The 18,370-nt window shown below is 37.7% G+C and carries 13 protein-coding genes and 1 pseudogene; 6 read left to right on the top strand and 8 right to left on the bottom strand.

From position 1 onward, the window contains the following. Nucleotides 1-408 precede the first annotated feature (408 nt). The gene (locus tag ACFIM1_RS08295; RefSeq protein ID WP_375607367.1) at nucleotides 409-612 is read left to right on the top strand and encodes a hypothetical protein; all 204 of its coding nucleotides are present in this window, start codon (nucleotides 409-411) and stop codon (nucleotides 610-612) included. Here ACFIM1_RS08295 and ACFIM1_RS08300 read toward each other — a convergent pair. The 4 genes from ACFIM1_RS08300 to alr form a co-directional block, all read right to left on the bottom strand. After that, entirely contained in the window at nucleotides 609-1,580 is a 972-nt protein-coding gene (locus ACFIM1_RS08300) for a WD40 repeat domain-containing protein (protein WP_375609690.1), read from the bottom strand. The genes ACFIM1_RS08295 and ACFIM1_RS08300 overlap by 4 nt on opposite strands. A 10-nt stretch (nucleotides 1,581-1,590) precedes the next feature. After that, nucleotides 1,591-2,619: a CobW family GTP-binding protein gene (locus ACFIM1_RS08305; RefSeq protein WP_375609691.1), complete on the bottom strand. Its 1,029-nt coding sequence runs from the start codon at nucleotides 2,617-2,619 to the stop codon at nucleotides 1,591-1,593. Between the two features lie 21 nt (nucleotides 2,620-2,640). After that, complete coding sequence (locus ACFIM1_RS08310; protein ID WP_375609692.1) at nucleotides 2,641-3,384, bottom strand: creatininase family protein; 744 nt, start codon at nucleotides 3,382-3,384, stop codon at nucleotides 2,641-2,643. 1,320 nt (nucleotides 3,385-4,704) lie between these two features. Then, nucleotides 4,705-5,820: an alanine racemase gene (gene alr, locus ACFIM1_RS08315; protein WP_375609693.1), complete on the bottom strand. Its 1,116-nt coding sequence runs from the start codon at nucleotides 5,818-5,820 to the stop codon at nucleotides 4,705-4,707. Nucleotides 5,821-6,895: 1,075 nt separating this feature from the next. Between alr and ACFIM1_RS08320 the strand changes: the two genes are divergently transcribed. Both ACFIM1_RS08320 and ACFIM1_RS08325 read left to right on the top strand, forming a co-directional pair. Then, nucleotides 6,896-7,723: a ferredoxin--NADP reductase gene (locus tag ACFIM1_RS08320; RefSeq protein ID WP_375607351.1), complete on the top strand. Its 828-nt coding sequence runs from the start codon at nucleotides 6,896-6,898 to the stop codon at nucleotides 7,721-7,723. Nucleotides 7,724-7,741: 18 nt separating this feature from the next. After that, nucleotides 7,742-8,188 (top strand): annotated as a pseudogene (locus ACFIM1_RS08325) (ferredoxin--NADP reductase); the annotation flags it as partial. On the opposite strand, the gene eda reads toward ACFIM1_RS08325, so the two are convergent. Continuing rightward, nucleotides 8,167-8,832: a bifunctional 4-hydroxy-2-oxoglutarate aldolase/2-dehydro-3-deoxy-phosphogluconate aldolase gene (gene eda / locus ACFIM1_RS08330; protein WP_375609694.1), complete on the bottom strand. Its 666-nt coding sequence runs from the start codon at nucleotides 8,830-8,832 to the stop codon at nucleotides 8,167-8,169. The pseudogene ACFIM1_RS08325 and the gene eda sit on opposite strands and share 22 nt — an antisense overlap. A gap of 115 nt (nucleotides 8,833-8,947) precedes the next feature. Between eda and ACFIM1_RS08335 the strand changes: the two genes are divergently transcribed. From ACFIM1_RS08335 to ACFIM1_RS08345, 3 genes are all read left to right on the top strand, one after another. After that, entirely contained in the window at nucleotides 8,948-9,865 is a 918-nt protein-coding gene (locus tag ACFIM1_RS08335; protein ID WP_375607349.1) for a rhodanese-related sulfurtransferase, read from the top strand. A 1,716-nt stretch (nucleotides 9,866-11,581) separates the two neighbouring features. Continuing rightward, nucleotides 11,582-12,715: a type III PLP-dependent enzyme gene (locus ACFIM1_RS08340; protein ID WP_375609695.1), complete on the top strand. Its 1,134-nt coding sequence runs from the start codon at nucleotides 11,582-11,584 to the stop codon at nucleotides 12,713-12,715. A 74-nt stretch (nucleotides 12,716-12,789) separates the two neighbouring features. Continuing rightward, the gene (locus tag ACFIM1_RS08345; protein ID WP_375607347.1) at nucleotides 12,790-13,374 is read left to right on the top strand and encodes a GNAT family N-acetyltransferase; all 585 of its coding nucleotides are present in this window, start codon (nucleotides 12,790-12,792) and stop codon (nucleotides 13,372-13,374) included. 1,447 nt (nucleotides 13,375-14,821) lie between these two features. On the opposite strand, the gene ACFIM1_RS08350 is transcribed toward ACFIM1_RS08345, so the two are convergent. From ACFIM1_RS08350 to ACFIM1_RS08360, 3 genes are all read right to left on the bottom strand, one after another. Continuing rightward, nucleotides 14,822-16,393: a DHA2 family efflux MFS transporter permease subunit gene (locus tag ACFIM1_RS08350; protein ID WP_375607346.1), complete on the bottom strand. Its 1,572-nt coding sequence runs from the start codon at nucleotides 16,391-16,393 to the stop codon at nucleotides 14,822-14,824. A gap of 24 nt (nucleotides 16,394-16,417) precedes the next feature. Next, complete coding sequence (locus ACFIM1_RS08355; protein ID WP_375609696.1) at nucleotides 16,418-17,512, bottom strand: HlyD family secretion protein; 1,095 nt, start codon at nucleotides 17,510-17,512, stop codon at nucleotides 16,418-16,420. A 172-nt stretch (nucleotides 17,513-17,684) separates the two neighbouring features. After that, nucleotides 17,685-18,077, bottom strand: coding sequence for a Fur family transcriptional regulator (locus ACFIM1_RS08360; RefSeq protein ID WP_375607344.1), 393 nt, complete (start codon nucleotides 18,075-18,077; stop codon nucleotides 17,685-17,687). Nucleotides 18,078-18,370: the final 293 nt, after the last annotated feature.

The raw sequence follows: 18,370 nt of genomic DNA on the forward strand, positions 1-18,370 counted from the left end.
CAGAAGGCTTTGGTTCAACAGGGGAAGAAGCAGAAGGAACAGAATCTGGAGATGAAGGTGATACCGGAACAGAGGGCGGTAATAGAAGCTCCATGAAATGATTATTAGATAGAATTTTCTAGGCAAGAAACTAAAGTGTAGAAGGCTGCTCGTAGGAAACTTTGTTCTTTAGAGGGGGAACTCAAAAAACTTTTTATTTAGGAAAATAGTGTTGAATTCCCTTCTTCTGATCGTAGGAATAAATCGTTGTTTTAATGATGAGATCAGCTATTTTTTGCCAAATTTTTAAGAAAAATGCTGTTATGGAAGTATGTAGCCTATATAGATGTTTATAGGGAGATAGGGGGCGGTCTTAGGGGTGATGTTTTTATTCTTGTATGGGGGTAGCAATGTTAAAATGTCAAAAACATGTTTAAGGTATTTTCTTGTCGAAAGGGTGCAGGAAAGGAAGAGGGAAGATTTAATGATTACGAAGATTTTAGGAGACTTTTGGGGGGAGAGATTAGGGAGATAGGATTTCTGAGAGCTCTAGAGATGCAAGGGGATAAGATTTCTGGAGGATTGTGTGGGCATTTTTTATCAGCGATGATTGCGCTTGTTGGTGTAATTTAATCAGTGATATTGATTATACCACATTCACCATTTTCGCTTCCAAAGGCGAGGTTGTGCCCTGCTTGATCCCAGTTGAGTGCTGAGATAGCGCTTTTCCCATAACCTTTTAGAAGGACTTCTTTTCCATCATGAAAATATGCGGCTAAAATCATTCCATCATTGAAGCCTATTGCTACAATTTCTTTGTTTGGGTGGCATGAAACGGTGCTCACAAGCGCATTTGCTTGTGTGCCTAGTTCTAGAGGTGTTTTTCCCATGGGGCCGTCTTTTGTATGAAAGGGCCAAATAATTGCAGCAGAGGCACCTGAGGTTGCTAGCCATTTTCCTTTGGCGCTCCAAGACCAGCTTTTGACTTTGCTTGGGTAGCCACTCATGCGGAGGTGCTGATTATCAGTCAGACGCCAGCCATGCAAGGCATTTTCTTGCATCGTGGAAATGACATAGCGGTTGTCTGGTGAAAAGGTGACACCACAATGAGCTCCTTTCCATACCAATGTGGTAGGAGATATTTGCGTTGATAACCAATGAAGAGTAACACCATTGTAATGGGCAACGGCAAGTCGTAAACCTTTTGGGGCAAAAGCTAGGCCTTCTACACTGCGTTCATGCGTGAGCTCTTGCTGTTCTTTTCCAACCTGTGCAAATGCGAGACGAGAGGAGGAAAAGGCAAAAGCTTTTTGTGGTCCAAAAGCAACGTTGTTTATCCATTTGCGTTCTTTTTGGCTTAACACTTCTGTGTGATCCTCTGCGGTTGTTTGACAGACTTTTCCATCTTCTCCCCCTGTGATGATTGCGGTATTGTCATGGGAAAAATGGCTTGAAATTATTCCTTGGTGAACTTCAACGATTTGTGGGGTTGGGGTTAAAAAAACAATGAAACCTTCTACGGAAACAAAGGCTGGTTTATTGCCTATAAAACCGCAGGAAAGGCAGTAACTTTTGAGATAATAATGGGTAATGTTTGGCATTATTACTTACTCATGCACAATTTTCAAAACCAGTTTTTAACTGTTTGGCATCAAGAGAGCGTCCGATAAAAACAAGACGGCTTTCTCGTTTTTCATCTTCACGCCATGGGCGTTGATGTTGTCCCTCAAGAAGCATATGTATCCCTTGAATGACGTAACGATCATCGTCTCCTTGAAAGGCGATAATGCCTTTAAGACGCAAGATATTAGGCCCCTGTTGCTGCGTAACCTGTTGAATCCAAGAAAAAAACTTTTCTGGTTGCAAAGCGCCTGTTTTTAAACTTACAGAAGTGATGGTAATATCATGAAGGGTGGATACGTTATGATGGTCATGATCGCAATCGGGACCACACACATGGTCGGCGTGTTGGTCTTTATGTTGGTGATCGAGAAAATGAGGCTCATGATCGAGAGTCCGTTGGAGATCAAAAAAACCACGATTAAGGAGTGTCTCAAGAGGAATATCGGCGCGCTGTGTTGTATAGAGTATAGCGCGAGGATTAATAGCTAGAATGAGAGATTCAGCATGGCTGCGTTCTTGTTGAGTAACAAGATCAATCTTATTTAAAAGAACAATATCTGCGAAAGCAATTTGATCTTCAGCTTCACGATTTGTTTTTAGTTGAGAGGGCAAATGCTTTGCATCAACGACCGCTATGACACTGTCGAGAGCTGTTTTTTCATGGACCGTATCATCCATGAAAAAGGTTTGTGCTACAGGGACGGGATCAGCAAGCCCTGTTGTTTCGATAATAATCGCATCAAATCGATGAGAACGTTGTATGAGACTTTCCAAAATGCGAATGAGATCACCACGTACGGTACAGCAAACACAACCATTATTCATTTCATAAATTTCTTCGTCTGATTCAATGATCAGGTCATTATCAATACCAATTTCACCAAATTCATTGACAATGACGGCATAACGTTTGCCATGATTTTCACTAAGAATGCGGTTGAGAAGTGTGGTTTTTCCTGCGCCAAGATAGCCTGTGAGAACCGTAACAGGAAGTTTGTTGGGCTGTATTTTTTCCATGGAGGGACCTTTTATTGTTCTTTATTGCCATGTGTTTATGTTAAATCGATGGATATCATCAAGTAAATCACGAAGCTGAGACAGAACATGAGAAAAGATTGCTTCACCGGCTTGTGGTGTTGCTTTGCTTGCGTCTCCTGCTGCACCTTGCGTGTTTAGATCATGCATTGTCCAACCAAAGGCATGAGGACCATAAGCGCGTAAATATCGATAATTGGCAATCATATCTGCTTGCTTATTATGAAAATTTTTTGCCTTCTCCATATGAACTTTTTCCGGTGCTAAATAAAGCATGAGAGAGGTTTCGATAAAACCTCCATGGATATCAAGATGTTGTTGAGATGGCTCCATGAGACCTTGTGGTAAACCAAAACGGCTCCAGCTTGTTGCTACAGCGAGCATGGAAAGACGCTTTCGTAATTCGGTGATAACAATGCTCATTAAAGGTGAATTGCCTCCGTGAGCATTGAGAAGAAGAAGACGGTTGATCCCTTTGTGATAACAGTTTTCACCAATCTTTATCCATCGCTTAATCGCATCAGAAAAGGTAAGGGTTTGTGTACCTGTAACATCCATATGTTCTATGGAATAGCCAATCTTTTCAACTGGTAAAAGTGCGATAGGGAATTGCTCTTTTGTTTGTAAAGTGAGAGCTTTTGCAAATGCTTCAGCTATAATCCAGTCGGTTTCAAAGGGAAGGTGCTCTCCGTGATATTCATGTGCACCTAAAGGTAAAAGAGCGAGAAAAGGTGGGTTAGATACCATAAATTAATGCCCAAAAGAGAAGTCAACAGAGACAAAGTGATCAAAGGCTTTAGAGTTATTTTTTAGTCTATATATAAAAGAAATGCAAATATCATATTTTTACATTACAGAGGGATGTTATAAAAATGAGAGCTTTGTTAAAAACAGTGAAGCTTTTATTGAAAAAAGCCAATTCAATTGTTGATGTAATATGAGGTGACTCTTCTCAAGATAGATATCTCTTGTAAGATTTTTGATATGTATTCTTGTTTTTGACAAGTAAATCTTCGGGCATATTAAATACTTCACATCATGTAATGAAAACTGATTTTTCTATTGTCTATTAAAGTGAAAGTTTTGATAAAGCTGCATATGCTTCTTTCTGCTATGGAGCAAGAATAGTCAAAGTATTTTTGTTGTTATGAGTACTACGATAGAACAGATTTTGGTTTCAATCAGCATTCCTAAATTCTTAAGTTAAGTGTACGTATCTATATTACAAAAGAATAGAAATTGATTGATTTTATTTTGGATAGTGTATTAACAGACTTTAGTGTTCATGAGAAAAAATGAATATAAAGGGAAGAATTCACTAAGATAGAATTTGCTCTCTCAGAGAGCAGTTTATAAGATGATTCAAAAAGAAACACCGTTGAATACAAGAAACACCGTTGGATACATGATAAACAGAACGCCATTGTGTTGCACATCGACACGCTTGTTTTAAAGAAACATTTAGTACACCAAAGCCTATTTCACGACGCAGCTTGTGAATGGTATAAGGGTAAAACCTTATAATATAAAATCTATTGTGTTCCACCATCTTTATTTCAGAAATGTGTAAACCAGACATCGTCATTACCTTATTTACCACTTTCTAATAACGTAACAGTCCTTGCATTAAAATGGTTCATAAGAGGCATCTTTATTCCTTTCTTAAATCATTTATATCTACACGTAGTTCAGTTTGTAGCACGCAAGCGACATGATTTTGTTTTCTTCACCATGAATAGGGCTGAAATAAAAGAAACTTAAGATATTGAGTACTGTTATTCGGTATGAGAATTGTCAATTAACAGTTTGGCTTAATTGGGCAATTAATTTTAAAAAAATTGGCAATGGATTCTTTTTCGTTAATTTATGCAAGAAAGGTTAAGTTTTTGTATTTTTGGTGCAAGCCTCTTTTCTAAAACAATCCATCAATGTGTCTCTTTTGAGTTCTATATGAATGGGGGTTGTCTCATGATCCTTCTATGCGATTGAGTGTTGAAAAATCTTTCGTAAAAGCTCCATAACCTTCTGACATAATGACTTTTATCAGTTTTTTCTTTAACAGAGTCTTTATGTGTAAATGTATTTATAGCGTGGTCCAAGAGATGTTAGAATTTCATTGGGAAGGGTGTTGGCATCTACAGATACTTTTTCAAGTGTTTGATGGGGACCAATGAGTTCGATCCAGTCACCTGTTTGAGGTTTTTGATCAAGATCAGTTGTATCTACAATAATGGAATCCATAGAAACCCGCCCAACCATGGGAAGTTTGTGCCCGTTGAAATAAACAGTTCCTTTATTCGAAAGAGCACGGAGCCAGCCGTCTGCGTAGCCTATAGAAATGGTTGCAAGAGTGCTTGGTCTGTTGGTTATAAAGCTTTCTGCATAACCAACAGGTGTATCTACATCAACAACACGGTTTTGAAGAACTTGAGCTTCAAGTTTTAAAACAGGTTTTAGAAGGGATGCGTGTTTTCCTGAGGGGGCGCTTCCGTAAAGTGCAATACCGGGGCGAACAAGATCAAAATAAAAATCTGATCCTAAAAAAATACCTCCAGAATTGGCAAAGGAAGCTCTACAGGTTGGTAGTTGCGCAAGGGCAGTTTTGAAAGAAGTTAATTGGGCATAATTTGATGGGTGGGTATCATCTTCTCCGTTAGCAAGATGACTGAGAATATATTTTATGTCTGCTTTTTCGAAAATTGTAGGGTGTTTGATGAGCTTTTGTAATTCTTTTTGATCAAGTCCTAATCGGTTCATATGGGTATCGATTTGAACAATTGCTGGAAATTTTTTATCTTTTTTTTGACAAATTTTTTGCCAATTTTCAATGGCATTCCAAGAGTTCAAAACCGGAACAATACCAGACTGTGCGACAAACTCTTCTGCTAAGTGTGGAAGTCCATTCAGAATGGCAATCATGACATTTGATGGTAAAATGCTTTTTAATTGGAGTGCTTCTCTGATTTGTGCGACAAAAAAAGTGCGACAACCAGCTTGATAAAGGGCAGGAGCAATTTTGTGAACGCCTAATCCATAAGCATTTGCTTTTACAACTGCTGAACATTCTGTTGGGGCTACACGTTTGGCTAAAGTGATATAATTGGCAACAATGGCACTGACATCAATGGTTGCGACAGCTGCATAGAGTGATGTATTTATTTCGTCATTAACGGAATTTTTCATTTTAAAATCTTATCTGTATTCGTGAAATACGCAGTTTTCTTTGGTTATTTTATAGAGGTTACTTATGAGAGATGAAAGATACGGTTTGCTATGGTCAAAATCATAAGAAGCCTATACTGCCATTAAAGTCGTTTTTTATGTAAAATGCTACTCTGGATATAAGAGATACTTTAGTTTTATTTGTGTTGTTATCAACATGGTGTTTTCTGATAATTTGTGAAGCATAGATTTTTATTTTTTTATTTATTTTTAATTGAGGCTTCTTAAAAAAGAAAGCATAGTTTATTGTATTGTATCATTTTGAAGAGTGCAATGTTAGACTATTGTTGCTGGTATGATTGTTTTGATTAAATATTGCATTGGCTGCTTATTTAGAGAAGGTAAAATGATTAAATTAACCACGTTAAATCAATGCATTACAAGTTTTTACCATAAAGGGGAAGATCACTCATCTGTGTAATTTTGGATGTCATCTTATGCATTTAAAGTTACTTTTGTTAAATGGGAAAGAGTGTATAAACACTTTCTGATACATCAATAGCTGTTGATTTGGACATTATTTCTTTTCAAGATGAAGTGGGAATACGATATTTGCTTTTTATCGTTTGATTGGTTTTTAGTGAAATCAATTTATCGATCATAGAAGGTGTTCGACTCATTTATTTATGGAAAGGGCAGTGTAAAAAGGTCAGTAAAGAAAACAATGGATGTAATGCCGAAAACTTTGTTGTGGAGTCGTGCGTTTATCGTTCGATCCACAGATGTTTTTTCTCTCTTAATTTTAAGGTTTTCGGTTATAAATTTTGCAAAGAGAATAAAGTGTTGTAGCGGTACACTGTATACTATGCATTATGTGTTAAAGTGGAAAAGAGTACCGTGATTGCTTAACACTCGATGTTTTTGTTTCTCTTTGAATATGATTTGTATTCACATTTTTTTCATTCGATTAATTTTGACATAAAAGTGTTAATCTTAAGGCTTTTGGTTTAAGAAAATTGTTGGCAGATGATTATACAAGGATTATATCACGTCAGGGATTCGAAATTTAATAGTCAATAAAGATATGGGGAAGAGTATGAATACGTCTGCTACCAATGTTCCGTCAAACATCAGCAGCGTTGCAAATTTTCCGATTCCTGCGAATGTATTCGCTCTTACTGTCCAAGAGGTTTTTCACTATACAGATCGATTATTTAAATTTCGCCTGAATCGTCCGGAAAGTTTTCGTTTTCGTTCAGGTGAATTTGTTATGATCGGTTTGCCAAATGCAGAAAAGCCAATTTATCGTGCTTATTCGATTGCAAGTCCTTTTTGGGATGAACAGCTTGAGTTTTTTTCGATAAAAGTTCCAGGAGGGCCATTAACCGAGCATCTCCAAAAAATTAAAATTGGTGATACAGTTCTCATGCGTAAAAAATCTACAGGAACGTTGGTTCTTGATGCTCTTATTCCTGGAAAACGTCTTTATCTTCTTTCAACTGGGACGGGGATTGCTCCTTTTGCAAGCCTTATTCGTGATCCTGACACTTATGAAAAATTTTCAGAAGTTGTCCTTATTCAAACAACGCGTGAAAAGAATGAGTTAATTTATGCAAAAGATCTTGTTTCCTCTTTGCAACAAGATCCACTCATTGGAGAGTATGCACAACAGTTGAGATTTTATCCTATGACGACTCGTGAACCTTCTGAGCATATGGGCCGTATTACGACTGTTATGGAAAGTGGAGATTTTTTTGAAACAACAGGCCTTCCTAAAATTCATCCTGATGAAGATCGGGTGATGATTTGTGGTTCCATGGCAATGTTAAAAGATTGCGCAAGGATGTGTGAAGGTTTTGGTCTTGTTGAAGGGGCTAACAATGCCCCTGCTACTTATGTTGTAGAGCGCGCTTTTGTGGAGTAATGAGTGGGAAAATTGGTGCTTTATCTTCTTTCAAACCGGTACGGGGTTTTTCCTTTTACAAGCTTTATTCGTGATCCTGACATTTATGAAAAATTTGCAGAAGTTGTTCTTATTTAAATAACGCGAGAAAAGAATGGATTAATTTGTGCAAAAGATCTTGTTTCCTCTTTGCAACAAGATCCACTCATTGGAGAGTATGCACAACAGTTGAGATTTTATCCTATGACGACTCGTGAACCTTCTGAGCATATGGGCCGTATTACGACTGTTATGGAAAGTGGAGATTTTTTTGAAATAAGTGGCTTTGAAACAACAGGCCTTCCTAAAATTCACCCTGATGAAGATCGGGTGATGATTTGTGGTTCGATGGCAATGTTAAAAGATTGCGCAAGGATGTGTGAAGGTTTTAGTCTTGTTGAAGGGGCTAACAATGCTCCCGCTACTTATGTTGTAGAGCGCGCTTTTTTCGATAGAGAGGAGAGTTGTGTTGCAGTATGCGCTAATGCAGTAATCGAATCCCAATCACTTATTGCGATGAGCGGTTGGGGTGCTATCCAAGAACCACCAACGCAGAAGACATTGGGCAGTTGGAGCCATTGTATTGCACTTTTTTGTGTAATACCGCCTGTTGGGCAAAACCGGATATCAGAGAAGGGAGATGCTAAAGCTTCGATGAATGAAATACCTCCAGCAGCTTCAGCTGGGAAAAATTTAAGATATGAATAGCCTTTGTTTAATGCTTGCATGAGTTCACTTGGGGTCATTGCAGCGGGAAGAAGGGGAATTTCACTATTTTTTGCACAATTGATTAATTCATTGGATAATCCGGGGCTTACAATAAACTTTGCGCCTGCTTGTTCGGCTTGCTCGTAGTGTATCGTGTTGAGAACTGTTCCAGCGCCAACGATTGCTTCAGGGACTTCTTGGGTAATTTTCTGAATTGCTTTGAGGGCATTTGGTGTTCGCAAGGTGATCTCAATTGTTTTTAATCCGCCTTTGACAAGAGCGCGTGCTAAGGGTACAGCACTTTGTAGATTGTCAATGAGCAAAACAGGTATAACAGTTTGTCCTTGGAGATATAATAAAAGCTTTTCTCTTTTTTGGCACATGATATTTTTTCTTCTTGGAGATGATATTATTTGTATCGTTTGATTAAGCACAATATGTTAAAGAGTACATGAATAAATCTTGAAATTGAATGAAACGCGCGTTATGGCAAAACACATGGAAAAGAATTTTAAAGTTGCTGCACTTTATTGCTTTGCAGATTTGAAGCATTATCGTCAATTACAAAAACCTTTGCAGGATTTATGTCAAGCAAAGGATATCAAAGGAACCCTCCTTTTAGCACAAGAGGGAATTAATGGAACTGTTGCTGGTTCTTGTGCTGCGATTGAGGCATTGGTGGATTTTATTGTGGCGGAGCCAGCGTTTCAAACGCCGGAGATTAAATATTCATGGGCATCAAAGATGCCTTTTCATCGTATGAAAGTGCGGTTGAAAAAAGAGATTGTGACAATGGGGGTTGAAGGTGTTGATCCGCTAAAAGTTGTTGGTACTTACGTCGATCCTGAAGATTGGAATGCTCTTATTCAAGATGAAGAGACAATTTTGATTGATACACGGAATGACTATGAATATGCGATTGGGAGTTTTCAAGGAGCGATTGATCCGCAGATTAAAACATTTCGCGAATTTCCTGAATGGGTGCGTAAACATGAGGCTGATTTAAAAAAGAAAAAGAAAATTGCCATGTTTTGTACAGGTGGTATTCGGTGTGAAAAATCAACAGCTTATGTTCGTGATCTTGGTTATGAGCAAGTCTACCATTTAAAAGGTGGCATTTTAAAATATTTAGAAAAAATTCCAAAAGAAAAAAGTTTATGGTGGGGTGAGTGCTTTGTTTTTGATGAGCGTGTTTCTGTTCAACATGGTCTTGAAGAATGTGGACGCGAATTATGTCGCGCATGTCGTTCTCCTCTCAATACTGAAAGCAAGTTATCGCCTCATTATGAAGAAGGTGTTTCCTGTGACGCTTGTTATAACACACGCAGTGAAGCTGATAGAGAACGCTTTCGTGAGCGCCATAGGCAATTCCAATTGTTGAAGTTGCGGGCAATTGATTCTCATCAAGGGACATAACGATATCGTCGTGTAGGGATTTAAATTCTAGCTTTTTTCTCTTAAATTTAAGAGAGAAGCGTTTTTAATATTGGTAGAAAAGTTTTATAAGACCGGATGTTGTTCGGTCTTTTTTTTACGTTAATTTGTTGATTTACAAATAATGATTATAGATCGTTTGCTCTTCTTGATTTTATAGGAGTGAGTTCTCCAATATTGTTCATTTTAAAATAAAAAAGCTGTTTCCCAACAGCGCAGAGGAGCGGGATCTATAGTTTTAAGAGAAGAGTGTGTGAATGAATAAGATATGATTCACGAGAGAAGATAAAAGAGCAGCAGCAAAGTTAAGAGAAATAGAATGATAATAGGAGCTTATGATTTTAGAATTTCATATAGTACATTGATTTATAAATGATAATTTATTTAAATTTGAATAATAAGGGTTGAATATCGTGAAATTTACTTCTTTCGGATTTGATGATGACGAATTACACAATCTCATTCATTTGTATATTACAAATGGGAGCAATGTATGAGCAAAACTATTTAAGATAATATGACACATCTCAATGGAGGAGTTTCTGCAATATTGGAAGTTGGCAGATAAAGCGGGGACGTTAGTTATGTCACTTCATAAACATAAAGATGGTGATATGCCGTTGATCTATATCATATGAGCTATATTATACGGGGGCATGATATCTTTCTTAAGCGATGTTGTGAAATAGATGTAGAAGCAGGGATGTTTTTAAGATGTAGATGAGAAAGATAATGGCGTTTTATGGGGAGATATCATGTTTTTTAAAGATGATGGTGCTTTAGTCGATCCCCGCCCTGTTTTCCATGTTACTAGCCCTTGCATTTGAGGGGATATATTAAGGGGGGATTTTACTCTTTTTTTCAATTGTTTTTTATTCATATATTGTTTTCTGCTTGTGATGCGCAAGAGAATGATTTTTCTTGATTCATTATTAAGGGAGGGAAATGAGAGAATTTTATGATGGGATTTTTGTTTAAGAGCAAAATAATAAATTATCGTTATAAATTAATGTGTTGAGTAATTTATTTTGTGTTATTTTCTGCTGCAGATATTAGGAGATAGAATAGGGTAAAGAAACGAGGGGCTTTTAAAGCAAGATAGTGCTTGATGTCGTACGGATGGTGTAAGGGGGGAATCCCATGAAAGCAGAGGGATGGTTTTGTCTGTTAGAGGAGGAGAGTGTTGTTTTTTCGCATCATTTTATCTTTAAGAATTAAAAAATGTTTAAAATTAAAAAAATGATTGAAATGAGAAAGGATTCGTTTTATAGGATGCCTTGCCCAAAGTCGCACGTGCCTGTGGGTGTCCGCTGGTTCTCAAATGGTGAGATTAACCGGTACGGTACCTGGAACTAACCGCTCCAGTCATTCTTACAGCCAATTGCAAGAATGAGGACATCTTGAAGCAACGACGGTGCGGGCCTTTCTGGTGTCTTCCAGTTTTTAAATACTGGGATAACTATAGAGGCACACCTCATTGCCTTCAGTGCGGAAGTGGTTTTCTCAACTCCAATCAAAAAGGCAGATAAAATAGAATAACGCGGCTTCGCGCTGTTCTTTCGCTGCATGCAATGCTAATTTCTGATTTTTTGTAATCAGAATGGGGATAGTTGTTGTGTGTTTTTTGTCCTTTAGCTTTTGGCAGTTTTGGCTGTCTAAGCGTAGAGTGAGGAAGCTTTTCCTCAAGGAGAATTGCAGATGGCAACACAACGTATTCGCGATTTTCTTGCAACACATCGTTCTGAAGGTCCATGCTTAATTGTTGACCTTGATGTTGTTCGTGACAACTATTTAAATTTTGAAAAAGCTCTACCACAGTCTCGTATTTTTTACGCAATAAAGGCGAATCCAGCTCCTGAAATCTTGCGTTTGCTGAGTTCTTTAGGATCTTCTTTTGATGCGGCTTCTGTTGCAGAAATTGAAATGGCTTTAAAAGCAGGGGCAACGCCAGAGCGTATTTCTTTTGGAAATACGATTAAAAAAGAGCGTGATATTGCGCGAGCATATGCATTGGGTGTTTCACTTTATGCAGTTGATTGTGTTGAAGAAGTGGAAAAAATTGCGCGTGTTGCTCCAGGAGTGCGTGTTTTTTGCCGTGTTCTTACCGATGGAAAAGGTGCAGAGTGGCCATTGTCACGCAAATTCGGTTGTGTCCCTGCTATGGCGGTTGATGTGCTAAGACGGGCACACCAATTAGGTTTGCAAGCTTATGGTGTTTCTTTTCATGTTGGGTCGCAGCAGGTTGATTTGAGTGCGTGGGATCGTGCTTTATCAGATGCTGCTACAGTATTTAAGCGTTTGGAACAAGAAGGTATATCACTGAAATTGGTGAATATGGGAGGCGGTTTTCCAACCCGTTATTTGAAAGATGTTCCTACAGAGCAAGCTTATGGTACCGCTGTTTTTGATTCATTGAAAAAGCATTTTGGTAATCGTATCCCTGAGACGATTATTGAGCCAGGGCGTGCAATGGTTGGCAATGCTGGTGTTATTCGCACAGAAGTTGTTTTGATATCTAAAAAAGCTGACAATGATAATGTACGATGGGTTTATCTTGATATTGGGAAATTTAATGGCCTTGCTGAGACTATGGATGAGGCTATTCGTTATCCCATTGAGACACCTCATGATGATAAGGTGATGGAGCCTTGTATTTTGGCTGGACCAACATGCGATTCGGCAGATGTGCTTTACGAAAAAACACCTTATCCACTTCCTCTATCTCTAACGATAGGAGATGAGATATTGATTCATGGAACGGGTGCTTACACAACAACTTATGCATCCGTTGCTTTTAATGGTTTTGAGCCTTTACGATCATATGTGATCTGACGTTTCTTTTTGACGATAGGGTTATTAGACTTTTGCGATGCTTGTCATTACGCTATAAGAGGGCGGTTATAGAGATGAACATGATTAATTTTCAAACAAAAAATGGGACATGTTTTACACTTTTATTGGAGCAAGAAGCCGATAAGCCTTATCGAGAAATTTTGCTTGATTCAACGATGGGGAGTGGACGTAAACGTAAATCATCAGAGACTTTACGGCGTGGTCGGCTAGCTGCTCAAGGGCTTTCTTTTGTGGTTAAAAATGCTCTGGGAGAGCTTGTGGGAAGTGTACGTCTTTGGCATGTTTCTTTTTTTAAAGAAAAAAATGAAACACAACATGCTTTACTTTTGGGACCTTTGGCTGTTGCCGCTGAATGTGCTGGTATGGGAATAGGATCAATTTTAGTCCGCCATGCAATTGAAACAGCAAAAAAATTGGGATATGGCGCTATTTTATTGGTAGGGGATTTTGAATTTTATCAACGTTTTGGCTTTTCAAATCGCTTAACAGAAAATTTGGCAATGCCTGGTCCTTACGAAAAACATCGGTTTCAAGCGTTGGAACTGATACCAAACTATCTTGCTGGGTGTTATGGCACTTTGGCTCCTAGTGGAGAACGAGCCGTTACAAGTCGTTTTCAGCATCATAAAGTGGCTTGAAAATTGTATTTATTGCGTTTGCAACAGTGCTGGCATTGAGGTGGGTATACTGTTTTGATTGGTGTCAAAATGTTGATGCGGTACAAATTTTGGGGGTCGTTGCATTACGATTGTGTTATAAAGCCTTTTCTTTATGTGACAGGTTTCTTATTTTTAATAATTTCAGTTAAGTGACTAGAAATATATTAAAAGCGCATTTTTTTTGAAATAGCGTCATATTTTACAGGATTAAAGGAAACATATTTTTGAGTGGTTTTGTATTCTTTTAAAGCCGGTATCATCATACAATTTTTTAGTTCTCAATATCGTTGGTAGATCTTGCATAGAAACGATTCGGTATTTTACTCTTTTTTAAACCGTTTTTATCTCTCTGCTTTTCGTGCGCAAGGGAATGATTTTGATTGATTTATCATGAACAGGTTTTGAATAGAAAACTCTCACAATATTCAGATTGCTCATTATAATAGACAACATCATAAATTATGATTATAAATCAATGTCATGACTACGAGAGCTTTTCGTTTATACCACTGAATTTTTCACATCAGAAATGATTATTTGCCTATCGGGAAGAGAATCTTAGAAGCCTTTCTAAAGTATTTGGAGGTGGATTCAATAGCGACGAATGTGCATTTTTGAGAGGTTAAACAAGTGTCTAGACGTTTACTATTGAAGATGTGAGGGAATTTCTGTCATTAACAGTTATGGAGCCACCATGGTAAGAGTAGGGCATAGAAGGGGATCATTTATTGATCAATTTTATTCAAAAAGAGAGATATTTTAAGAAGTTTTATATAATTTTAGCGCCTATCGAAAGAGAAGAGGCTTTAAGAAAGAAAAATACGCGGCAGTAGAATCAAAACTGTAAATATTAGCTTCTTTAAAAGAGTGTAAAAAAATAAAATTACATGTTCAAAAGCAGCTTTTTTGAAAAAAAATATCATTACTTTTTTTGCTATAAAGGTAAATCGTTTTGCAATTGGCATGAGAGGATCAAATACAAAATGATTTTTTCATGTAAAATTTTGCATTCAGAATCAAAAAACGTTATCCTACACATTATAAGGGAAATAGGTGCGTGAATAAAAATCACAAGAATCATAAATCTTTTATGAATATTCTTGTAAGACTCAAAAGAGTAAAGGGCAAAGAATCTTTTAATCTTTTGTGCCCTATGGTGATAAATCAAAAATCTGATAGAAATAGCTGCTTTATCTTTATAGTGTGGAGCATGTTAGGTAAGCTCTTTGTTTATTATCATCTAAAACAATTTTTATATGCGAGACGTTATTTTAAAAGTGCGTAAAGAGCTCGCATTGAAAAGGATTTTTATCAGAAGAATCATTTAGAATCACATGTTAATTTATATTGTCTCTTGAGAAGAGATAAAGTGAAAAAATCGAGGAAAGTGATAAAAATCAAAAATATTCTTCAATTTTAATGAATCTTAGTGTCTTGGTGGTGAATCCATGAGGGATGGTATTTTTTTGAGAAACATGGTCATAAATGCTAAAACACCAAAGATAATGGTTATGATAAAGAAAATATCACTAAAAGCCATAATCATTGCTTGTATGCGTGCTATATTAAACAATTGAGAAAGAGCAAGAGTGTAGGAATCAAAGGTTTCTGTTTTGAATAATAAAATAAGCTTTGAAAGCATTTCAGTTGCTTGTCTGTTTGCGTGGTTAAGTGTTTCGGCTATTCGTTCATAATGAAAGTCTGTGCGTTTTGTCATAAGAGTGCTGATAATGGCAAGCCCTACAGCACCACCTAGATTCCGTGTGAGATTAAAGAGTCCAGAAGCATTTTGCATTCGTTCTGGTGGAAGTGTTCCCAAGGCAATATTATTAATAGGAACCATACATAACATTACAGAAGCACCACGGAAAACTTGTGGCCAAAAAAGCTGCCAAAAATCCCACTTATCTGTGATAGCGCTAGCCATCCAAGTGCCTATTGCAAAACCAAAAAGTCCTATTGCCATCATTAAACGTGCATCCATTCGTGCTGAAAGGAATCCTGCAAGGGGAGCAGTTAATAACATGACGAATCCTGAAAGAAACAATGTTTCTCCAATCATCAGGGCATCATAATGGCGGATTTGGCTTAAATAGACAGGATAAAGGTACGTGAGTCCATAAAGACCTATTCCCAAAGAAAAGGAAAAAATGGATGCAGCTGAAAAATTAAAATTAGAAAAAGTAGAGAGATCTACAATGGGTTCTTTTGCTGTAAAAGCACGCCAGAAGAATAAGGCTGCAGCAAGAATCATGATAATAAATAAATTCCGAACCAGCTCATCATTCAGCCAATCATGACGTGCGCCCTCTTCTAGTACATACTCTAAAGTTCCTAGAAAAACAGCCATAGAAATGAGCCCCAACCAGTCAAATTTAGCCATGAGAGATGGATTTGCTTTATCAAAATCAATCAACTTCCAAGCGAGAATTGAAATAATAATCCCAAAAGGCACATTAATGAGAAAAAGCCAGTGCCATGATAAGATATGACAGAGATAACCTCCGACCGTTGGACCAATAGTGGGGGCTAATGTTGCGACTAGTCCAACAATAGGGGTAACAATTGGGCGTTTGGAAGGAGGAAAAAGAACATAAGAGGCGACAAAAACACTTGGGATAATTCCTCCACCAATAAAACCTTGCAATGCACGGTAGATAATCATCTCTCCAATAGATGTTGCTGTTGCACAAAGAACAGAAGTAATCGTAAACCCGATCGCTGATATGGTGAAGAAAACACGTGTTGAAAGCAATCGTCCTAAGAATCCAGAAAGGGGCAACATGATGACTTCAGCGATGAGATAGGAGGTTTGAACCCATGAAATTTCTTCAGAGCTCGCAGAAAGACCAGCTTGAACTTCGGCTAAAGAGGAGGCAACGATTTGTATATCCAAAATGGCCATGAACATGCCAAAGGCCATAACTATAAAAATCACAATGCTACGGATTTCTATACGCTCTTGAGACTGTATGGGCTTTGGTATTGAAGATGTCATAATAATGAGGTCATTTGCTTGTTATTATAAGAGACTTTTATCTTGTGGCTTTGTACGTGTATCAACTTCTACTGAAACACTCATTCCTGCTCGGATATGTCCGGTCTTTAAGACTTCTTCTGGAATAGAAATACGTACAGGAATGCGTTGGACAATCTTTGTAAAGTTACCGGTAGCGTTTTGTGGAGGAAGAAGAGAAAAAACAGCACCTGTTGCCGGTGAAATAGAAAGCACTGTTCCTGTAAAGACCTCCTTTTTGAAGGCATCAACAGAAATATAAGCCTTTTGTCCCGCATGAATATTTTGCAACTGTGTTTCTTTATAGTTTGCTTCAATATAAAGTGCATGGATGGGGACTAACGCTGCAAGACGTTGGCCATTTACAACAAAATCTCCCGTTTTTGCTGTTAAATTTCCTATGATTCCATCAAATGGCGCGCGTATAATAGTTGAATCAAGATCACGTTGTGCTTTTTCACGTGTGAGCTCTAAACTCTTTGTTTGGCTTTCTGTTTCACTTCGTTGTGCTTCTAGCACTTGGATATTGGCGCGTGCTGCAGCGATTTGTGCATCTGCACGGTTAACATTTGCGATAGCTTGTTCATAAGCTGATTTGGCATCATCAACATCAGATTGAGGGGCATAACGATTGGCTTTCAGTTCTGTTACACGTTTTAAGGTGAGTTGTGCATTGGTTGCTATGGCTGAAGCGGCTGCTTTTTGCGCTTTTGCATCATCTAAAGCACTATGAGCGGCTGTGATTTGTGCATCAATGCGTAGAAGTATTTTTTTCTGTGTGTCAAGATGCGCTTCTGTTTGATCCAAGGCTATTTGATAATCACCATTGTCTAAGTAAAATAAAACATCGTCCTTTTTTACAACTTGGTTGGCTTTAATGGCAATTTTTTCAATATATCCATTTAATTTAGTCGCAATAGCGGCTATATCTCCTTGCACATAGGCATCTTCAGTAGATAACATATAACGCCATTGCGTTATCCATTTGTAGCTAAACCAAAGCACAAAAAGTGCAAAGACAATAAGAAGGGCTTTGATTACTTTTTTTTGTTTCGTTTTATCGAGATTTTTTGTTGAAAAAATTGTCTCAGATACGGACATGATTTATACTTCCAATATTTATGTTCCAACGAGTATAATAAGTCTATCACTACAGGGTAGGGTGATATACATGCAAGAGCGATAAGAGCTTTTCAAACAAAGGCGATCCCTGGTACATAATGCTAAATATATAAACTTGCAAGTTAGAGATCTTGTTTTCAAGTTAGCGGTCTTATTTTATTGCGCATTTTTTACAAAGACCTCGTACTTCTAGGGTGCTTTTATGTGCTTGGAAGTCAACAGCTTGAACCATCTGTTTTAAACTCGTTACAATCGTTTGATTTTGTATTTCGTTGACTGTGCCACAGTTTTCGCAAATTATAAACGTTGTAAGTTCATGTTGACAGTTTTCAGGGTGTAAACAGACCACAAAGGCATTTACACTTTCAAGACGATGAATACACTTTAACTGTACGAGTTTTTCTAACGCACGATAAACTTGGAGAGGTGCACGAAAACCTTCTTCGCGTAAGTGATTGAGAATCGCATAAGCACTTAAAGGCCCTTTTGCATTTTTTAAAGTGTTTAAAACCAATGTTTGGTTACGCGTCAGTTTAGATGACATTGACACCTTCCTTTTGCTCTTAAGGGAAAGCATAAAGCGTGTAGGCCGTTTATGCAATGGTGATTATAGAATAGGCCCTTTAACATGATACGCGTCGTGATATATAAGAAGGGTTGTAACTGTTGTGAGAGAAGGGAGACTTTGGGATCTGGAAGCCGCCGTGAACATACAATATACTGATTTATAATGATAATTCATTGTTTTGTGTGTTGAATGAGAATCCCGAATATCGTAAGATTGTCTCATTTCAAATCTGTTTATCTTGAATCAATCAAAACCATTCGCTTGCACGT

Origin of the sequence: Bartonella sp. AC158YNML (assembly GCF_042196725.1) — a bacterium.
Lineage (GTDB): Bacteria > Pseudomonadota > Alphaproteobacteria > Rhizobiales > Rhizobiaceae > Bartonella.

Coding starts and splice junctions, on each gene's coding strand:
- ACFIM1_RS08320 (WP_375607351.1), top strand. CDS start 6,896: ATGAATACGTCTGCTACCAATGTTCCGTCAAACATCAGCAGCGTTGCA.
- ACFIM1_RS08310 (WP_375609692.1), bottom strand. CDS start 3,384: ATGGTATCTAACCCACCTTTTCTCGCTCTTTTACCTTTAGGTGCACAT.
- ACFIM1_RS08340 (WP_375609695.1), top strand. CDS start 11,582: ATGGCAACACAACGTATTCGCGATTTTCTTGCAACACATCGTTCTGAA.
- ACFIM1_RS08300 (WP_375609690.1), bottom strand. CDS start 1,580: ATGCCAAACATTACCCATTATTATCTCAAAAGTTACTGCCTTTCCTGC.
- ACFIM1_RS08355 (WP_375609696.1), bottom strand. CDS start 17,512: ATGTCCGTATCTGAGACAATTTTTTCAACAAAAAATCTCGATAAAACG.
- eda (WP_375609694.1), bottom strand. CDS start 8,832: ATGTGCCAAAAAAGAGAAAAGCTTTTATTATATCTCCAAGGACAAACT.
- ACFIM1_RS08360 (WP_375607344.1), bottom strand. CDS start 18,077: ATGTCATCTAAACTGACGCGTAACCAAACATTGGTTTTAAACACTTTA.
- ACFIM1_RS08305 (WP_375609691.1), bottom strand. CDS start 2,619: ATGGAAAAAATACAGCCCAACAAACTTCCTGTTACGGTTCTCACAGGC.
- alr (WP_375609693.1), bottom strand. CDS start 5,820: ATGAAAAATTCCGTTAATGACGAAATAAATACATCACTCTATGCAGCT.
- ACFIM1_RS08345 (WP_375607347.1), top strand. CDS start 12,790: ATGAACATGATTAATTTTCAAACAAAAAATGGGACATGTTTTACACTT.
- ACFIM1_RS08335 (WP_375607349.1), top strand. CDS start 8,948: ATGGAAAAGAATTTTAAAGTTGCTGCACTTTATTGCTTTGCAGATTTG.
- ACFIM1_RS08295 (WP_375607367.1), top strand. CDS start 409: ATGTTTAAGGTATTTTCTTGTCGAAAGGGTGCAGGAAAGGAAGAGGGA.
- ACFIM1_RS08350 (WP_375607346.1), bottom strand. CDS start 16,393: ATGACATCTTCAATACCAAAGCCCATACAGTCTCAAGAGCGTATAGAA.